Origin of the sequence: Aeromonas sp. DNP9 (genome assembly GCF_001728955.1) — a bacterium.
Taxonomy (GTDB): Bacteria; Pseudomonadota; Gammaproteobacteria; order Enterobacterales; family Aeromonadaceae; genus Aeromonas; species Aeromonas veronii.
The window spans coordinates 76,082-94,670 of the sequence record NZ_LYSQ01000009.1; the positions used below are offsets into that span (position 1 = coordinate 76,082).

The window sequence follows — 18,589 nt, forward strand, 5'->3', positions numbered from 1 at the left end:
CCAGGCGTTACCTTCCCCAAACCATCAGGGAGTGAAGTTCATTTAATCATGATTGAAAAACAACCGTTTTATCGCACCCTCAACCAGCAGGCCAAGGCGCTGTTGGAGGGGGAAACCGATCTGATTGCCAATCTGGCCAACCTCTCCGCACTGCTTAATCAGGAGCTGGCGGAGATCAACTGGGTCGGTTTTTATCTGTTGCAGGGCGAGACCCTGGTATTGGGGCCATTTCAGGGTAAACCGGCCTGCGTGCGGATCCCGGTCGGCCGCGGGGTGTGTGGTACGGCAGTGGCAGAGGGGAGAACCCAGCTCATTGACGATGTCCACCAGTTCGACGGTCACATCGCTTGCGATGGCGCGAGCAACTCGGAAATCGTGATCCCGGTGCGCCGTGGTGGCGAGATCATCGGGGTGCTCGATATCGACAGTCCGATTTTTAACCGTTTCGACCAGCAAGACCGGATTGGCCTCGAAGAAACGGTGCAAATTTTGGAAAGCATGCTCTAAGTCATTGCTAGATGGTTCGCAAAAGGCCCCAAGCTCTCTATAATGGGGCCTTTGTTGTGCTCGGGACGTGCCCGTGCGTTTATATGAAAGCCAAGGTTATACATGGAAAACACTGAGAAGCTGAAGAACAGTAAAGAGATCGTTGCCTACCTGGTCGAGAAATTCCCGGCCTGCTTCGTTGCTGAAGGAGAGGCCAAGCCGCTCAAGATTGGCATCTTCCAGGATTTGGCCGAGCGTCTTGCTGACGATGCCAGAGTCTCCAAGACCATGCTGCGTTCCGCACTGCGTCAATACACCTCCAGCTGGCGCTACCTGCACGGTCTCAAAGCTGGCCAGGCTCGCGTTGATCTGGATGGCAACCCGGGCGAACTGCTGACCGAAGAGCACATCGAGCACGCCAAGCAAGCTCTGAAAGAGAGCAAAGAGCGCGTATTTGCCAGCCGTCGTACCAATACCAAAGAGAAGGATGAGAAGGCCAAGAAGCCCCGTCGTCCTGCTGTGCGCAAAACCGAGAAAGCTGATGTAGCTGCCAAGCCGAAAGCTGCCGCCAAGGCACCGATCGCTGACGCTCCGCTGGTTAAAGTGGATGCCGCTACGCTGAAAGTGGGCCAGGATGTGCGCGTCGTTATGGGTAAATTCCCGGTTCCGGCAACCATCAAGGAAGTAACCAAGGACGATGTACAGGTCCAACTGCAGACCGGCATGATGGTGCGGGTCAAATCAGAGCACTTGGTTCTCTAAGGAGACAAATGTTGAAGCATGGCGTAATTCGTTTTTCCCTCGTTGCCTGTAGCCTGGCGCTTGCCGGGCTTGCACAGGCCATCGAGCCGGTGCTCAAGGAGAGTGATTTGCCTGTGTTGGCTCAAGAGAGCCAACATGCTACGGCCAGCAAGCGAATTACCAATCTGTTTACCCGCTCGCACTACAAACAGTTCAAGCTGGACGATGCCTTTTCCTCCGTGATTTTCGATAAATATCTGGAGAATCTGGACTACAGCCGCAACCTGTTTTTGGCCTCTGATATCAGCCGTTTTGAAAAGTACCGTAACGGTTTTGACACCGACCTCGAAAGAGGCCGTCTGGCTCCCGCCTACGAGATGTTCAACCTGAGTCAGCAGCGGCGTTATGAGCGGTTCGAATACGCCCTCAAACTGCTTGATACTCCTTTCGATTTTACCCAGACCGACAACTATGTGTTTGATCGGGAAGGGGCGGCTTGGCCCAAAGATGAAGCAGAGCTCAACGAGCTGTGGCGTCAGCGGGTCAAGTTCGATGCCCTGAGCCTCAAGCTCAGTGGCAAGGAGTGGCCCGAGATCAAGGAGCTGCTTGGCAAGCGTTACAACAACGCCATCAAGCGGATGTCCCAGACCGAGAGCGAAGATGTCTTCCAGCTCTTCATGAACTCCTTCGCTCGCGCCATCGAACCGCACACCAGTTACCTCTCACCACGCAGTGCCGATCGTTTCAACACCGAGATGAACCTCTCGCTGGAGGGGATTGGTGCCGTGTTGCAGGCGGAAGATGACTTTACCGTCATCCGTTCTCTGGTGCCCGGTGGCCCGGCTGCCAAATCCAACCACCTCAAGCCCGATGACAAGATCACCGGGGTGGGGCAGGAAGATGGCAAGATTGTCGATGTGATCGGCTGGCGTCTTGATGACGTGGTAGAGCTCATCAAGGGGCCCAAGGGGAGCAAGGTCAAGCTGGAGATCCAGCGCGGCAAGGGCGCAACCGCCAAGACCGAGCAGATCGAGCTGACCCGCGACAAGGTGCGCCTTGAAGACCGGGCAGCCAAGTCCAAGGTGATTAACGCCGAAGGTAAGAAGATTGGTGTTATCGAGATCCCGAGTTTCTACGTCAATCTGCACGATGACGTGATCAAGGAACTCTCCAGCCTGAACAAGAAGAAGATCGATGGCTTGATCATTGATCTGCGCGGTAACGGCGGCGGCGCCCTGACCGAAGCTTCCGCCCTGAGCGGTCTCTTCTTTGCCAGTGGTCCCGTGGTGCAAATTCGTGATCACATGGGCCGTATCACGGTCAATGGCGATGACGATGGCAACGTCTACTACGGCGGCCCCATGTCGGTGATGATCGACCGCTACAGTGCCTCGGCCTCCGAGATCTTCGCTGCCGCCATGCAGGATTATGGCCGCGCGTTGATTCTGGGTGAAAACTCGTTCGGCAAGGGGACGGTGCAGCAGCATCGCAGTCTCGCCAAGGTCTATGACTTCTACGAGCAGCCGCTCGGTCACGTGCAGTACACCATCGCCAAGTTCTACCGGATCGACGGTGGCAGCACCCAGAACAAGGGCGTTGCGCCGGATATCAGCTTCCCGACACCGGTTGCTCCGGAAGAGACGGGCGAAAGCCGTGAGTTCAATGCGTTGCCGTGGGACAAGATTGCCTCCGCCAACTACGAGAAACTCGGCAACTTCGCCAGCGTACTGCCCAAGTTGCAGGCGGCGCACGATGCCCGGATCGCCAAGGATCCCGAGTTTGCCTATGTGATGCAGGACATCGCCGACTACAAGGAGGAGAAAGACAAGAAGTCGGTCTCCCTCAACGAGGCGGAGCGTGTTGCAGAGCAGGCGAAACAGGATGAGAAAGCGCTCAAACGTACCAACGAGCGTCTGGCACGTCTTGGCAAGCCGGCGGTGAAGAGTCTGGATGAGCTGCCCGCTGATTTTGAAGCGCCGGATGAGTATCTCATCGAAGCGGCCAATATCACGGCAGATCTGGCCAAGGTCAGCAAACGCAGCTGACAAAGCGACCTCCAATGCACAAGGGCGACTGCGGTCGCCCTTTCTTTTTGTCTGGCGTATCTGACGTAATGCAAATTGTTTGACCCCGCCAGTTGGTTGTGACAGCCTCTTTCTCGCCTTTAACAAGCGTGGAAGCAGACAATAATGACCGATCACTCCCAGGCCATGACGGCCAAATATCGCCAGGATTATCAGGCGCCGCTCTACTGGATTGACACCATCGACCTCGATTTCCAACTGCAGGAGCCGCTGACCCAGGTCACCGCCATCACCCGCATTCGTCGCAACGGCGAGCACAATGCACCGCTCGTCCTCGATGGTGAGCAACTGACCCTCAAAAGCGTTGCCATCGATGGCATTCCCTGTGACCACTACGAGCAAGGCGAGAGCAGTCTGACCCTGTTCAACCTGCCTGCCGAATGTGTGCTCACCATCGTCACCCTGCTGGATCCGGCCGCCAACACCGCGCTGGAAGGGCTTTACAAGTCTGGCGATGCCTACTGTACCCAGTGTGAAGCGGAGGGCTTTCGCCGCATTACCTATTATCTGGACCGCCCCGACATTCTGGCGCGTTACAGCACCCGCATTACCGCTGACAAAGCCCAGTTCCCCTTCCTGCTCTCCAACGGCAACAAGGTCGATAGCGGTGATCTGGATGGCGGCCGTCACTTCGTGCAGTGGCAGGATCCTTTCCCCAAACCGAGCTACCTGTTTGCGCTGGTGGCCGGCGATTTCGATGTGGAGCGCAGCCACTACACCACCAAGAGCGGCCGCAAGGTGGCCCTCGAGATCTTCGTCGACAAGGGCAACCTCGATCGCGCCGGTTTTGCCATGGAGAGCCTCATCAACTCCATGCGTTGGGACGAGCAGCGTTTCGGCCTCGAGTATGATCTCGACATCTACATGATCGTCGCAGTGGACTTCTTCAACATGGGCGCCATGGAGAACAAGGGGCTTAACATCTTCAACTCCAAGTTCGTGCTGGCCAATCCGGCCACCGCCACTGACAGCGACTACCACGGTATCGAACGGGTGATCGGCCACGAATATTTCCACAACTGGACCGGCAACCGCGTCACCTGTCGTGACTGGTTCCAGCTCAGCCTGAAAGAGGGGCTGACGGTATTTCGGGATCAGGAGTTCTCCTCCGACCTAGGCTCCCGTGGCGTCAACCGCATCAACAACGTGCGTACCGTCCGCGGCCCGCAGTTTGCCGAAGATGCCGGCCCCATGGCGCACCCGATCCGCCCGGATGTGGTGATCGAGATGAACAACTTCTACACCCTGACCGTCTACGAGAAGGGGTCGGAAGTGATCCGCATGATGCACACCCTGCTGGGGGAAGAAGCCTTCCAGGCTGGTATGCGTCTCTACTTCGAGCGTCACGACGGCTCGGCCGCTACTTGTGATGATTTCGTGCAAGCGATGGAGGATGCGTCCGGTATCGATCTCGGTCGTTTCCGCCGCTGGTACAGCCAGTCCGGCACCCCCGAGCTGACCGTTACCGACGAGTACGATGCCGCCAGCGGCGTTTACCGTCTGCATGTGAGCCAGCATACCCCGCCGACTCAGGATCAACCGCAAAAGCTGCCGCTGCATATCCCTCTCGACATCGAGCTTTATGACGAGCAGGGTGCCGTCATTGCGCTGCAGTATCAGGGCAAGGCCATCGGCAACGTGCTCGATGTGTTGGAAGCGGAGCAGACCTTCGAATTCGATCGGGTGCCGGTCAAGCCGGTTCCCTCCCTGCTGCGGGACTTCTCCGCGCCGGTCAAGTTGCACTATGACTACAGCGACGAAGCGCTCGCCTTTCTGATGCGCTTTGCCCGCAACGAGTTTGCCCGCTGGGATGCGGCCCAGATGCTGATCAACAAAGCGGTCATCGACGGGGTGGCGCGGGTCCAGCACGGGCAGGGGGTTGAGCTCTCCCAAACCCTGCTGGCCGCCTTCGTCGCCATTCTGGACGACAGTGAACTGGATTTGGCCCTCAAGGCGGAGATCCTGGCGCTACCCGGTGAGGCGACCCTGGCCGAGCTGTTCGAGGTGGCCGATATCGACGCCATCCATCAGGTGCGCGACGCGATCCACACCCGTCTTGCCGAGGCCTTTGGTGCGCGCTTGGCGGCAACCTATCAGAGTTTGCGTCTGAACGGTTATCAGGTGGTGCATGCCGATATGGCCAAGCGAGCCCTCAAAGGGGTCGTGCTCGGCTATCTGGCTGCGCTGGATGCGGAGCATGCTGATGCGCTGGTGCGCGAGCAGTATGCAACTGCCGACAACATGACCGACACCCTGGCGGCGTTGCAGGTGGCCAACGGCTATCTGTTGCCATGCCGCGCTGCGCTGCTGGCCGACTTCGAGGGCAAGTGGGCCAAGGATGGACTGGTGCTGGACAACTGGCTGCGGCTGATTGGCAGCAAACCGGCTGCCGATGTGCTTAGCGAAGTGAAACAGGCGATTAATCACCCCACTTTCAGCATTCGCAATCCGAACCGGCTGCGGGCGCTGATCGGCAGTTTCGCCATGAGCAATCAGGTGCAGTTCCATGCGGTGGATGGCAGCGGTTACCGTTTCCTGACCGATCTGTTGATCGAGCTCAACGAGGTCAATCCGCAGGTGGCCTCCCGCCTTATCACTCCGCTTATCCAGTTCAAGCGACTGGATGAGGCGCGCAAGGCCCTGATCCGCGCCGAGCTGACCCGTCTTGCCAACCTTGAGGGGCTGGCACGGGATCTGTTCGAGAAGGTCAGCAAGGCACTACAGCAGTAAGTGTTGACGGGGCAGGGGCGTGAATGCGCCTGCCCCTATTGTGTGATTTGTCGTGTGATCAGGAGCAAGCGTGAAGCAGTTTACTTTTCGGCTCTCATTGAGCAGTGACGAGGTGATGCTGATGTATCAGGGCCATGCCAGACGGCTGGTGGTGCGCAGCGAACAGGGATTGACCCTGGAGCTTGGCATAGAAAAAATACGGCCCTTTGTCGCCATCAATGGTGTGCATGGCTATTTTCGGCTCAAAACCCAGGACGATTACCGCTTTATCAGCCTCGAACGCATAAATTAACAAAAATCGAACAGATTACCGACTGTTTATCTGCTTTGCGTCACTATCTATCCGGTAAACTGGCACAAAGGTAGTGGGAATTTCTGTATTTTTGGTTATTTGCAAAATTTCTCACAGTTTAAGCCGTGATCTGTACCTTGTTTTTAACATCTCGTTAGCACCTTTCCTCGCCTTCCCTTATCCAAGCCATTACACTTCGCAACAACTCTGCACCAGCGGGTAACCAGGGTGGTTGCCTCTGCGTCGGTGGTTAATGTCGTCCGATAAGGAATATAAAAATGGCATTGAAAGACGCCCCTACCTCAGTTCTGCTCGAAAACGTTCTCAGCCTGATCCATCAGAAGTTGCCCAAAAACAGTGCCTCTCTGGTCGAGCGCTTCGTTGCCAAGTTCTACGGCAACATGGCGAGCTCCGATCTGCACGATCGCAATGACAGCGATCTCTACGGCGCGGCCCTGAGCCTGTGGAATGCCCTCAATCAGCGCACCGGCACTGACCCCTACATTCGGGTCTACAACCCCGAGCTGACTCGTCACGGCTGGCAATCGCCCCATACCATCGTCGAGGTGATCCTGCAGGACTCGCCCTTCCTGGTGGACTCCATCCGGATGGCGCTCAAGCGACTCAATATCACCGCCCACATGATGCTGCACCAACCGCTGCACCTCATTCGTGGAGCGGATGGCAAGATTGACGCCATTCTGGAACTCGACAACACCGACGGGCAGACCTCGGTTGAAACGGCATTCCTTATCGAGATCGATCACCTCACCAGCGAGGAGCAGATGGCCGCGCTGGCTGCCGAGCTCAACTCGGTGGCTGGGGAAGTGGCGCTAGCAGTCGGCGACTGGCAGCCGATGCTGGCCAAGCTCAATGAGATCATTGACGAACTGCCCAAGCGCAAGCACCCGGTCAGCAAGGAGGAGGTGGCCTCCTGCGTTGCCTTCCTCAAATGGGTGGCTGCCCACAACTTCACCCTGATGGGGTATCGCCGTTACGACGTCAAGGCGGTGGAGGGGGATCACGAGATCCTGCCGCAGGCGAGCTCCAGCCTTGGGCTGATGAAAAACTCCATCAAGGAGGTGGGTCAGCGCCTTGGCAATATGCCGGCCAGCGCCCGTCACGCCGCTCTGAGTTCTGACCTGCTGATCCTCACCAAATCCAACAGCAAGTCCCGGGTGCACCGTCCGGCTTATGTGGATTACATTGGCATCAAGCGCTTTGACGAGCATGGCAAGGTGATCGGGGAAGATCGCTTCATCGGTCTCTACGCCTCTTCCATCTACAACACCAGCGCGACCCAGATCCCGCTCATCAGCCATCGTCTCGAGCGCATCATGGCCGCCTCCGGTCACGAGAAGGGCTCCCACGCCTACAAGGCGCTGCTCAACGTATTGGAAACCTATCCCCGTGACGAGCTGATCCAGGCCCGCGAAGAGGAGCTGTTGGCCACCGGTCTTGGGGTGCTGGATATGCAGGAGCGTGACATGCTGCGACTGTTCGTGCGCCGCGATGTCTATGGTCGCTTCTTCTCCTGCATGGTCTATGTCACCAAGGAGCGCTACAACACGGCGCTGCGGATCAAGACCCAGCAAATATTGCAGAAGTATTTTGGCAGCAACGAAGAGGTGGAGTTCAACGTCTACTTCACCGAAGGCGTGCTGGCGCGGACCCACTACATAGTGCGGGTCAACAACAACAACGTGGATGTGGATGTGAACGAAGTACAGAACAACCTGATTGAAGCGGCCCGCAGCTGGGACGACAGACTCGACTCTGTGCTGCTTTCCCATTATGGCGAGGCCCGTGGTAACGAGCTGCGCCGCCGTTTCAGCACTGCATTCCCTCGCGCTTACAAAGAAGATGTGCTGCCGGGCTCGGCCGTGGCCGATGTCATGGCGCTCGATAACCTGAGCGAAGCCGAGCCGCTGGGCATGCTGTTCTACCGCGCGCAGGAGGAGGAGAACGATCGTCGGGTACGGCTCAAGCTGTTTCATCGCACCGAACCCATTCACCTCTCCGATGTGTTGCCGATGCTGGAGAACATGGGACTGCGGGTGATCGGCGAGACCCCGTATCAGGTTCGCACTCCGGGCGGCGATCTGTTCTGGATCCTCGACTTCTCCATGCTGCTGCACGGCGAGCAGCCCTTTGATCTGGCCCAGAGTCAGCAGCGCTTCCAGCAGGCGTTTGCCGCCATCTGGAACAAGCAGCTGGAAGATGACGGCTTCAACCGGCTGGTATTGGGGGCGGGACTTACCGGCCGTCAGGTGTCGGTGCTGCGCGCCTATGCCAAATACATGCGCCAGACCGGTGTCTCCTTCAGCCAGTCCTATATCGAAGAGACCCTGACCCGCTACCCCGACATCGCCCAGTTGCTGTTTACCCTGTTTGAGCAACGCCTCGACCCGGCCGGCAAGCAGGACGCCAAGGTACAGGCCAAGCTGCACGAGCAGCTCGCCGCCAAGCTCGATCAGGTTGCCAACCTGGACGACGATCGCATCATCCGCCGCTATGTGGAGATGATCGACGCCACCCTGCGCACCAACTACTACCAGCTGGACAAGGCGGGCAACATCAAGCCCTACATCTCCTTCAAACTGGCTCCCTCCAGCATCACCGACATGCCGCTGCCGCTGCCGAAATTCGAGATCTTTGTCTATTCGCCACGGGTGGAAGGGGTGCATCTGCGCTGGGGCAAGGTTGCCCGTGGCGGCCTGCGCTGGTCCGATCGCAAAGAGGACTTCCGCACCGAAGTATTGGGTTTGGTCAAAGCCCAGCAGGTCAAGAACACCGTCATTGTGCCAGTGGGGGCCAAGGGCGGTTTCTACTGCAAACAGATGCCGGTGGGGGCGCCCCGTGCCGTCATTCAGGAGGAGGGCAAGGCCTGTTATCGCCTGTTTATTCGTGGCCTGCTGGACGTGACCGACAACATCATCGGCGGCGAGGTGATCCCGCCCAAATCCGTGGTGCGTCACGACGAGGATGACTACTACCTGGTGGTCGCCGCCGACAAGGGCACGGCGACCTTCTCCGACATCGCCAACGAAATAAGCCTCGAATACGGCCACTGGCTCGGCGATGCGTTCGCCTCCGGCGGCTCGGTCGGTTACGACCACAAGAAGATGGGCATCACCGCCCGCGGGGCCTGGGAGTCGGTCAAGCGCCACTTCCGTGAAATTGGCGTCAACTGCCAGACCACCGACTTCACTTGCGTGGGGATTGGGGACATGGCCGGCGACGTGTTCGGCAACGGCATGCTGCTCTCTGAGCACACCCGGCTGGTGGGCGCGTTCAACCACATGCATATCTTCGTTGACCCCACTCCGGATGCGGCCAAGAGCTTTGTCGAACGCCAGCGCCTGTTCGATCTGCCGGGCTCCAGCTGGGATGACTACAACCGCGAGCTGATATCACAAGGGGGCGGCATCTTCCTGCGCTCGGCCAAATCCATCAAGCTCAGCCCCGAGATGCAGACACTACTCGGCACCGACAAGGCCAGCATGGCGCCGAACGAGCTCATCAAGGCACTGCTTTGCCTCAATGTCGACCTGCTGTGGAACGGCGGCATCGGCACCTATGTGAAGAGCGCTCGCGAGAGCGATGCCGAGGTGGGCGATCGCAGTAACGATGCTCTGCGGGTCAACGGTCGCGATCTGCGGGCCCGTATCGTAGGAGAGGGGGGCAACCTTGGCTTTACCCAGCTCGGTCGGGTGGAGTACGCCAGTCAGGGCGGTCGCATCAACACCGATTTTACCGACAACGTGGGCGGGGTGGACTGCTCCGATAACGAGGTGAACATCAAGATCCTGCTGAACCAGTTGGTGGCGGCAGGGGATCTGACCCTCAAGCAGCGTAACCAGATGCTCTACGAGATGACCGACGACGTGGCGCAGATCGTGATCACCAACGCCTATCGCCAGTCCCAGTCCATCTCGGTCACCAGCTTCCGCGGCTCTGAACAACTGAAAGAGCAGCAGCGCTTTATTCAGGGGCTGGAGCGGGAAGGCAAGCTCGATCGTGCGCTGGAGTTCCTGCCATCCGATGAGGAGCTCTCCGAGCGGATGGCGGCAGGGCAGGGGCTGACCCGCCCCGAACTGGCGGTGTTGGTAGCGTACGGCAAGATGGTACTGAAAGAGCAGCTCAACTGCCCGGAAGTGACCGACGAGCCCTTCCTCGCCAACATGCTGGTCACCAGCTTCCCGGCCAAAGTACAGCAGCAGTTTGGTGCCCAGCTGGCCGATCACCCGCTACGCGGCGAGATCATCGCTACCCGGGTGGCCAACATGCTGGTTAATGACATGGGGCTCAACTTCGCCAGCCGGATGAAGGACGAGACCGGCGCCTCGGTCGCCGAAGTGGCTTGCTGCTTCGCCATGGCCCGCGAAGTGTTTGGCATGAACCAGCTGTGGCGCGATATCGAAGGGTGCGACAACCTGGTTGATGCCCAGACTCAGCTCGAGCTGATGTTCTACAGCCGCCGCATTGTGCGCCGTGCCACCCGCTGGTTCCTGCGTGCCCGCAATCGCAGCTGGAGCATCAGCGAGAACATCGCCTTCTTCCGTCCGGCGTTCGAGACCTTAGGGAAGCACCTCTACGAGGTAATGGATGAGAGCGAAGTGGCCGAGCATCGTCAGGCTGTCGCCAAGTGGATGGAGAAACAGGTGCCTGAGGCCATTGCCCGTCAGGTCGCCCATATGAGCAGCCTCTTCTCCAGCCTGGATCTGGCGCAGATTGCCGCGGAGCACAAGACCGATATCCTGCGCGCCGCCAATGTTTACTATCGCCTCGGAGCCAAACTGGATCTGCACTGGTTCCTCGACCAGATCAACCATCAGCCGGTCGGCAACCACTGGCAGGCGATGGCGCGAGCCTCCTTCCGCGAAGATCTGGACTGGCAGCAGCGCAGTCTCACTTCTGTGGTACTGGAAGGGTGCAAAGATCAGGGAGAATGCGCTACCATACTGGCCGACTGGATTTCGGAGCATGAGCAACTCTTGTCCCGTTGGACCCACATGTTGGCCGACTTCAAGACCACCAGTACTCACGAGTTCGCCAAGTTCTCGGTGGCCTTGCGAGAGTTGAACCTGCTCCAGTTGAATTGTCGGGCACTTTAATTGCCAGATTAAGGCATGACTCCGACATTACACCCAAAGCCCCGGCCAGTTGCCGGGGCTTTCTTTAAGGAGCAAAGATGTTGTACCCCATCGCCAGGCATTTCCTGTTCAAACTCAATCCGGAACAGGCTCACGATCTCTCCATGAAATATTTGCCCCGCCTTCTCGGTACGCCACTCGATTGTTTCTTCCGCCAGAATTTGCCGAAACGCCCCGTCACTGTCATGGGGCTTTCTTTTGCCAATCCGGTGGGGTTGGCGGCCGGTCTGGATAAAGATGGTGAGTGCATTGACGCGCTGGGCGCCATGGGATTTGGCTTTATCGAGGTCGGTACCGTCACCCCCAGACCCCAAAGCGGCAATGACAAGCCGCGCCTGTTCCGGGTTATTCCGGCAGAGGGGATCATCAACCGGATGGGATTCAACAACAAGGGGGTTGATCATCTGGTCGCGCGGGTCAAAGAGGCCAAATATCAGGGGGTAATTGGCATCAATATCGGCAAAAACAAAGATACACCCATCGAGCAGGGCAAGGATGATTACCTCTTCTGTATGGACAAGGTGTATGACCATGCCGGTTATATCGCCGTCAATATCTCTTCCCCCAACACCCCGGGGTTGCGTTCGCTGCAATATGGCGAGGCGCTGGATGAATTGCTGGCAGCTCTCAAAGTACGGCAGCAAGAGTTGGCCGCCCAATATAAAAAGTATGTGCCGCTGGCGGTTAAAATTGCCCCGGATTTAAGCCTTGAAGAAATAGATCAGGTGGCCGCTTCGTTGGTACGGAATGGTATTGATGGGGTTATCGCCACCAATACCACCCTCGAGCGCGAGATGATTTATGACATGCCCCACGCCGGTGAAGCGGGTGGCCTGAGTGGTCGTCCGCTGCAGCACAAGAGCACCGAGGTGATCCGCCATCTGGCCAAGGCGCTCAATGGTGCTCTGCCAATTATCGGGGTGGGTGGTATTGATAGTGCCATGGCCGCCCGTGAAAAATTGGCCGCTGGTGCCAGTCTGGTACAAATTTATAGCGGCTTTATTTATAAAGGGCCGGGGCTGGTCAAAGAGATTGTGACCAATATTTAAGAAATAGATGGCGGAGCCCTTTATTTGACGTTGCTGATTTCCTGCATATGGAATAAAGTCAACTGGTAATTATCAAGTAAGGGCTCCAACATGTTTATCCAACCGACCGATAGCTGGCAATGGCACTATGATGCCCAGAGTGACCGTCTGATGTTGGACCTGTCTGATAACATGTTATTTGCGACCGAGTATAAAGGGCGACAATTGGTGCCTAGCTCATTTGCAACCCAGCCTTTTTGTGTTGATGATGCTGCCCTCTATTATCAGTTGATGGATAAAGCAGCCGAACTTGAGTGGAGTATTCCGCATCAGGTTCAGTTGGTGCTTAATGCCATCGCGGTCAGTCGTTTTTATAAACCCCTGATGCCGCAAAGCTGGTTTTTTAGTGAACAACATCCGCAAGTGATCCCGCAAAACGGTGATCTGGTCCTGATGAATACACCCCATGGCAACGGTGAATTTATGGTCATTGAGGCAGGGGATCAGGCCAGCGTCTGTTTGAACCTCACAGCCGATCTGGTATTAACCACCAGTAAAACCTTGCCGCGTTTCGGGGTGATCAAGGTGATGAATAACCGGATGAAGCCGCGTATTACCGTGACCGAGCAATATCGTCAGGTCAGTTGATATATTTTCATCAATCTTTTTATCTCTGTGATTACACCGCTGCCTGTTTTTACTGTTGTCACCTCCATAGTGCCTCGTTTCTGATACTTCATTGATCCGCGAACATCTTGCCCATTCTGATTGATCTTCATGGTTGTGATCCAGCCTCTCTTGAGGCTTGTTACATCCACTTGCACCCAGTGTTCTGACCCACGCTGTATCTTGGTCTTCCGTGCTGCAAGCATGGTGCCTCCCTCTTGTTTCGTTCTGCTTGCGTAGTGCCTCCACCTCAGTGTCAACACATCACTCACTGCAGCGATTTTCTTCATACGACATTTTATGCTTGAAACGAGAGCTATTCTCACTTACATTTTGTTATAACATAACAAAATGGAGTTGCCATGAAGCCTCATATTCATCCTGATTATCGTTTGGTGCTGTTCCATGACACGGCGGCAGATGCCTTTTTCTTGGTCGGTTCAACCATCAAGAGCGATCGCAGCTACACGTGGCAAGACGGGAAGGAGTATCCCTATGTGTCGCTCGATGTTTCCAGCCAGTCGCACTCGTTCTATACCGGCAAGCAGAAGCAGGTATCGAGCGAGGGGAGTGTGGCCCGTTTCAACAAACGCTTTGGCGCATTTTCAAGCAAGAAGGAGTCCTGAATGCAGGTCGTCTGTTCACTCAAATCCGCACGGGCGCGTCATCCCGATTGTCAGTTGGTGCGCCGCCGCGGCAAATTGTTCGTGATTTGAAAAAGTAATCCCCGTTTCAAGGCTCGTATGAAGTGATCCGCTAAATGATGTTTGGCCCCATGATCTCGCCATCGGGTAGTCATGGGGCCTTTTACCTTTTCGCCACCTATCAATCTGTTTCCATCCTGCTGTTTGCGCCGACTTTTGCATGCTCCAGCCCGCCTGATGAGGTATAATGCGGCACTATTTTTATGGGTTCCCCGTGAGCGTGATGAAAGAATTTTTTGCAACCTGCCCCAAGGGGCTGGAAAACCTGTTGGCCGACGAGCTGACCAATCTGGGCGCAGAGCAGGTCCGTGAGACCGTGGCTGGCGTCCACTTCAAAGGCGAACTGGCGATTGGCTACAAGGCCTGCTTGTGGAGCCGTTTTGCCTCCCGCATCGTGCTGGTGCTGTCCGAATTCCAGATGAACGACGATCTGGATCTCTATCTGGGCGCCCACACCATTCCCTGGGAAGAGCACTTCTCCGGTACCTCTACCATCGCAGTGGACTTTACCGGTACCAATCCCGCCATTCGCAATACCCAATATGGCGCGCTGAAGATCAAGGATGCCATCGTCGATCGCTTCACCAAGCGCGGTCATGTGCGTCCTGACGTGGACAAGAAGTCGCCGGATATTCGCATCATGGCGCACCTGGGCAAAGGCAAGGCCAATATCACGCTGGACTTGTCAGGCCCGGCGCTGCACCAGCGTTTCTATCGTCAGGGCACAGGTGAAGCGCCGCTCAAAGAGAACCTGGCCTGCGCCATGATTGCCCGTAGCGGCTGGGCCGGCGAGCCCATGATGGACCCCATGTGCGGTTCCGGTACTTTGCTGATTGAAGCTGCATTTATCGCCGCCGACATGGCGCCGGCGCTGCGCCGCGAGCGTTTTGGTTTCGATCGCTGGCTGCAGCACGATAGCGAGCTGTGGCAGAGCCTGATGATGGAAGCGCAAGTGCGCGCCAAACGTGGCATGCAGCGCTGCGAAGTGAAGCTGTTTGGCTGTGATGCCGATCAGAGAGTGCTGCTCAAAGCCCGTGACAACGCCAAAGCGGCCGGTGTGGCGCATCTCATTACCTTCAAGCAAGCCGATGTCACCAAGCTGGAAAACCCGCTGCCGATGCCGGCCGTGGAAGGGGAGGCCCATCAGGTCGGTATGCTGATCTCCAACCCGCCTTATGGCGAGCGTCTTGGCGAGTTCCCGGCTTTGCTGGAAGTGCACCAGGCCCTCGGCGATGCCCTGCGTCGCAGCTTCCAGGGGTGGAGAGTCTCCATTCTTTCCGCATCCCCCGAACTGCTCAGCTGTCTGCGCCTGCGCGCCGACAAGCAATATCGCCTGTTCAACGGTGCCCTCGAGTGTCAGCTGCGTAACTACCAGATCGCACTGGACTCCGTGGCCTCCCAAAAAGAGGTCGCGCAGGACTTTGCCAACCGCCTGCGCAAGAATCTGAAAACCCTCGAGAAGTGGGCCAACAAAGAGGGCATCGATTGCTATCGCATCTACGATGCCGACTTGCCAGAATATAACGCCGCCATCGACCGCTATCAGGACTATCTGGTAGTGCAGGAGTACGCGGCGCCCAAGGACATCCCCGCCCAGAAGACCCGTCAGCGTCTGCTCGACATGGTTCAAGCCGCCATCAAGGTGACCGGGATGGACGGCGAGAAGGTGATCCTGAAGGTGCGCGAGCGTCAGGAAGGGAAACAGCAGTATCAGAAGCTCTCCGAAGAGCAGCACCGGATGGAAGTTCAGGAGTACGGCGCCCGGCTGTGGGTCAACCTCTACGACTATCTGGATACCGGCCTGTTCCTCGACCATCGTCAGACTCGCCGCATGCTGGGTCAAATGGCCAAGGGCAAGCGCTTCCTGAACCTGTTTGCCTATACCGGCAGTGCCACCGTGCACGCAGGCCTTGGCGGTGCCAGCGAAACCACCACGGTGGACATGTCCCACACCTACCTGAACTGGGCGCAGGACAACATGCGTCTCAACTCGCTGGTGGGCCGTCAGCACAAGTTTGTGCAGGCCGATTGCCTGAAGTGGTTGTCTGAAGCCGATGAGCAGTACGACCTCATCTTCATCGATCCGCCCACCTTCTCCAACTCCAAGCGGATGGACGAGAGCTTCGACGTACAGCGCGATCACCTGTTGCTGATGCAGCACCTGAAGCGCCTGCTGGCGGCGGACGGCACTCTGGTCTTCTCCAACAACAAGCGTCACTTCAAGATGGATTTGGCCGGTCTAGAGGTCACTGGTCTCAAGGCCCAGAACATCACCCAGAAGACGCGACCGAAGGATTTCGAGCGCAACCAGCACATCCACAACTGCTGGATCATCACCCATGCGCCGGAGCAAGGCGAGGCGTGATGCTGACCCTGTTTCATACCGACGGTTGCCACCTGTGCGAGCAGGCCTGGGCGCTGGTGGAGGAGGCTGGTCTTGCCACCGCCACCCGCCAGTGCGACATCATGGATGATGAGCTGTGGCTTGCCGCCTATCGGGTGCGCATTCCGGTGCTGCGTGACGAAGCTGGCCGCGAGCTCGGTTGGCCCTTCACACTGGTGGAGCTCAAAAGCTGGGCCGCCCGTCAGGGGTGAGAGTGATTTGACGATAAAACGGGGGCAGACCCAGTCTGCTGCCCGTTTTTTTCATATGAAATAAGGAACACACATGGCTCTTTTAACATTGCACGGCGCATGTCTGTCGTTCAGTGATTTCCCGCTGCTCGACAATGCCGAATTGACCATCGAGCGGGGCGAGCGCCTCTGTCTGGTTGGCCGCAACGGTGCGGGCAAGTCCACCCTGATGAAGGTCATTGCCAGCGAATTGCCGCTGGACGACGGGCGTCTGGTGCTGCAACAAGATTTGAAAGTGACCCGACTTGAGCAGGATCCACCTGCCTCCAGCGAGCTGACGGTGTTTGACTATGCCGCCGAAGGGCTGGCAGGGGTGGGGGAGCTGCTCAAGCAGTATCACCACGTCTCCATGGCGCTGGCGAGTGACCCGTCCGATGCCAACATTCGCAAGATGAGCCAGCTGCAGGAGCAGCTTGATTATCAGAATGGTTGGCAGTACGAGACCCGCATCAATCAGGTGTTGACCCTGCTTGGTCTTGATCCTGACGTGACCCTCGACAGTCTCTCCGGTGGCTGGCTGCGCAAGGTGGCGTTGGCCCGTGCACTGGCCTGTGATCCCGATCTGCTGCTGCTGGACGAACCGACCAACCACCTGGATATCGAGGCCATCAACTGGCTGGAAGAGTTCCTCAAGGATTTTCGCGGCGCCATCGTTTTCATCTCCCACGACCGTGAGTTCATCCACAAGCTGGCGACCCGGATCATCGACTTGGATCGCGGTGTGATCACCTCCTGGCCCGGCAACTATGACGAGTACCAGCAGGGCAAAGAGGAGTGGTTGCGGGTCGAAGAGCTGAAAAACGCCGAGTTCGATCGCAAGCTGGCTCAGGAAGAGGTGTGGGTACGCCAGGGGATCAAGGCGCGCCGTACCCGTAACGAGGGGCGAGTGCGCGCCCTCAAGGCGATGCGCATGGAGCGTACCCAGCGTCGCGAACTGCAGGGCAAAGCCAAGCTGCAACTCGATGAGGCGAGCCGCTCCGGCAAGCTGGTATTTGAGGCGGAAGGGCTGGGGCTCGACTTTGGTGATCGCACCCTGTTCGAGGGGCTGGATCTGCAGGTGCTGCGTGGCGACAAGATTGCGCTGGTCGGCCCCAACGGTTGCGGCAAGTCGACCCTGATCAAGCTGTTGCTGGGCCAGCTAGATGCCACTCGTGGCTCGGTGCGTCAGGGCACCAATCTGGAAGTGGCCTACTTCGATCAGTACCGCGAGCAGCTCGATCCCGAGCAGACGGTGGTGGACAACGTCGGTGAGGGCAAGCAGGAGGTGATGGTGCGCGGTCGCTCCCGCCACATCCTTGGCTACCTGCAGGACTTCCTGTTCGAGCCCAAGCGGGCCAGAACGCCGGTCAAGGCGCTCTCTGGCGGTGAGAAAAACCGACTACTGCTGGCCAAGCTGTTCCTTAAACCCAGCAACCTGCTGATCCTCGACGAACCGACCAACGACCTCGACGTCGAGACTCTGGAGCTGCTGGAAGAGCTGCTGGCGGACTATCCGGGCACTCTGCTGCTGGTAAGTCATGACCGTCGCTTTATCGACAATACGGTAACCGGTTGTTGGCTATTTGAAGGGGATGGCCGCATCAGTGACTATGTGGGCGGCTATGCCGACATGATGGCGACCCGTGAGCAGCAGCGTGCTCAGCAACAGGCCAAGAGCACACCGGTGAAGGCTCCCGAGCCGGTCGTTGCCGTTGCGCCCGAAGCGCCGAAGAAAGGCAAAAAACTCTCCTACAAGCTACAGCTTGAACTGGATGGTTTGCCGGCGCGTCTTGAGCAGCTGGAAGCCGAGCTGGATGCGCTGCAAAGCGAGATCAACCAGCCCGGGTTCTTCTCGCTGCCGGCAGATAAAACCCAGCCGAAACTCGATGCGCTCAATGCCGCTGAAGCCGCGCTGGAACAGGCATTTGCTCGCTGGGAAGAGTTGGAAGGACTCAAAAATCAGGAGTAAGTTCCCTGTAATTAAAACTTAATCCAGTTCAGTGCCTTGTGTCACATAGCCCGGTTAGGTTGGAAGTTTTTGTTTGACCGAGTGCGCTCGCAGGAGTAAAGATGAAAGCGACCGATGCAG

13 protein-coding genes and 1 pseudogene are annotated in these 18,589 nt (G+C 57.5%); 13 read left to right on the plus strand and 1 reads right to left on the minus strand.

Annotated elements, in window-relative coordinates:
• The first annotated feature begins 48 nt into the window (after positions 1-48).
• From A9G06_RS07975 to A9G06_RS08010, 8 genes are all read left to right on the plus strand, one after another.
• A complete protein-coding gene (locus A9G06_RS07975; RefSeq protein WP_005360536.1) occupies positions 49-507 on the plus strand; it encodes a GAF domain-containing protein in 459 nt (152 codons plus the stop codon).
• A gap of 102 nt (positions 508-609) precedes the next feature.
• Complete coding sequence (proQ, locus tag A9G06_RS07980; protein WP_069554845.1) at positions 610-1,248, plus strand: RNA chaperone ProQ; 639 nt, start codon at positions 610-612, stop codon at positions 1,246-1,248.
• An 8-nt stretch (positions 1,249-1,256) separates the two neighbouring features.
• Positions 1,257-3,272 carry a carboxy terminal-processing peptidase gene (prc, locus tag A9G06_RS07985; RefSeq protein WP_005351922.1) on the plus strand — a complete coding sequence of 672 codons (2,016 nt, stop codon included), beginning with the start codon at positions 1,257-1,259 and terminating at the stop codon, positions 3,270-3,272.
• A gap of 144 nt (positions 3,273-3,416) precedes the next feature.
• Complete coding sequence (pepN, locus tag A9G06_RS07990) at positions 3,417-6,041, plus strand: aminopeptidase N (protein ID WP_069554846.1); 2,625 nt, start codon at positions 3,417-3,419, stop codon at positions 6,039-6,041.
• 70 nt (positions 6,042-6,111) lie between these two features.
• Complete coding sequence (locus tag A9G06_RS07995) at positions 6,112-6,333, plus strand: DUF2835 domain-containing protein (RefSeq protein ID WP_033136823.1); 222 nt, start codon at positions 6,112-6,114, stop codon at positions 6,331-6,333.
• A gap of 278 nt (positions 6,334-6,611) precedes the next feature.
• The gene (locus tag A9G06_RS08000; protein WP_069554847.1) at positions 6,612-11,450 is read left to right on the plus strand and encodes an NAD-glutamate dehydrogenase; all 4,839 of its coding nucleotides are present in this window, start codon (positions 6,612-6,614) and stop codon (positions 11,448-11,450) included.
• A gap of 77 nt (positions 11,451-11,527) precedes the next feature.
• Entirely contained in the window at positions 11,528-12,538 is a 1,011-nt protein-coding gene (gene pyrD, locus A9G06_RS08005; protein ID WP_069554848.1) for a quinone-dependent dihydroorotate dehydrogenase, read from the plus strand.
• Positions 12,539-12,628: 90 nt separating this feature from the next.
• On the plus strand, positions 12,629-13,165 hold the full coding sequence (locus tag A9G06_RS08010) for a cell division protein ZapC (protein ID WP_005345444.1): 537 nt from the start codon (positions 12,629-12,631) through the stop codon (positions 13,163-13,165).
• On the opposite strand, the gene A9G06_RS08015 is transcribed toward A9G06_RS08010, so the two are convergent.
• Entirely contained in the window at positions 13,153-13,389 is a 237-nt protein-coding gene (locus A9G06_RS08015; protein WP_253182316.1) for a hypothetical protein, read from the minus strand. The two genes, A9G06_RS08010 and A9G06_RS08015, sit on opposite strands and share 13 nt — an antisense overlap.
• A 156-nt stretch (positions 13,390-13,545) precedes the next feature.
• Between A9G06_RS08015 and A9G06_RS08020 the strand changes: the two genes are divergently transcribed.
• The 5 genes and pseudogenes from A9G06_RS08020 to A9G06_RS08040 all read left to right on the plus strand — a co-directional run bounded on the left by A9G06_RS08020 (position 13,546) and on the right by A9G06_RS08040 (position 18,469).
• Complete coding sequence (locus A9G06_RS08020; protein ID WP_069554850.1) at positions 13,546-13,809, plus strand: type B 50S ribosomal protein L31; 264 nt, start codon at positions 13,546-13,548, stop codon at positions 13,807-13,809.
• A pseudogene (locus A9G06_RS08025) lies at positions 13,810-13,896 on the plus strand (ribosomal protein bL36); the annotation flags it as partial.
• 178 nt (positions 13,897-14,074) lie between these two features.
• Positions 14,075-16,252 (plus strand): bifunctional 23S rRNA (guanine(2069)-N(7))-methyltransferase RlmK/23S rRNA (guanine(2445)-N(2))-methyltransferase RlmL, encoded by a 2,178-nt coding sequence (rlmKL, locus tag A9G06_RS08030; protein ID WP_069554852.1) that lies wholly within the window; start codon positions 14,075-14,077, stop codon positions 16,250-16,252.
• The gene (locus tag A9G06_RS08035) at positions 16,252-16,482 is read left to right on the plus strand and encodes a glutaredoxin family protein (protein ID WP_069554853.1); all 231 of its coding nucleotides are present in this window, start codon (positions 16,252-16,254) and stop codon (positions 16,480-16,482) included. Before rlmKL ends, A9G06_RS08035 begins: the two co-directional genes overlap by 1 nt.
• 73 nt (positions 16,483-16,555) lie before the next feature.
• Positions 16,556-18,469, plus strand: a complete 1,914-nt coding sequence (locus tag A9G06_RS08040) for an ABC transporter ATP-binding protein (protein ID WP_069554854.1) — start codon at positions 16,556-16,558, stop codon at positions 18,467-18,469.
• The last annotated feature ends 120 nt before the right edge of the window (positions 18,470-18,589 follow it).

Coding starts and splice junctions, on each gene's coding strand:
- proQ (WP_069554845.1), top strand. CDS start 610: ATGGAAAACACTGAGAAGCTGAAGAACAGTAAAGAGATCGTTGCCTAC.
- A9G06_RS08040 (WP_069554854.1), top strand. CDS start 16,556: ATGGCTCTTTTAACATTGCACGGCGCATGTCTGTCGTTCAGTGATTTC.
- A9G06_RS08015 (WP_253182316.1), bottom strand. CDS start 13,389: ATGCTTGCAGCACGGAAGACCAAGATACAGCGTGGGTCAGAACACTGG.
- A9G06_RS08020 (WP_069554850.1), top strand. CDS start 13,546: ATGAAGCCTCATATTCATCCTGATTATCGTTTGGTGCTGTTCCATGAC.
- prc (WP_005351922.1), top strand. CDS start 1,257: ATGTTGAAGCATGGCGTAATTCGTTTTTCCCTCGTTGCCTGTAGCCTG.
- pepN (WP_069554846.1), top strand. CDS start 3,417: ATGACCGATCACTCCCAGGCCATGACGGCCAAATATCGCCAGGATTAT.
- A9G06_RS07975 (WP_005360536.1), top strand. CDS start 49: ATGATTGAAAAACAACCGTTTTATCGCACCCTCAACCAGCAGGCCAAG.
- rlmKL (WP_069554852.1), top strand. CDS start 14,075: ATGCGGCACTATTTTTATGGGTTCCCCGTGAGCGTGATGAAAGAATTT.
- pyrD (WP_069554848.1), top strand. CDS start 11,528: ATGTTGTACCCCATCGCCAGGCATTTCCTGTTCAAACTCAATCCGGAA.
- A9G06_RS08000 (WP_069554847.1), top strand. CDS start 6,612: ATGGCATTGAAAGACGCCCCTACCTCAGTTCTGCTCGAAAACGTTCTC.
- A9G06_RS08010 (WP_005345444.1), top strand. CDS start 12,629: ATGTTTATCCAACCGACCGATAGCTGGCAATGGCACTATGATGCCCAG.
- A9G06_RS08035 (WP_069554853.1), top strand. CDS start 16,252: ATGCTGACCCTGTTTCATACCGACGGTTGCCACCTGTGCGAGCAGGCC.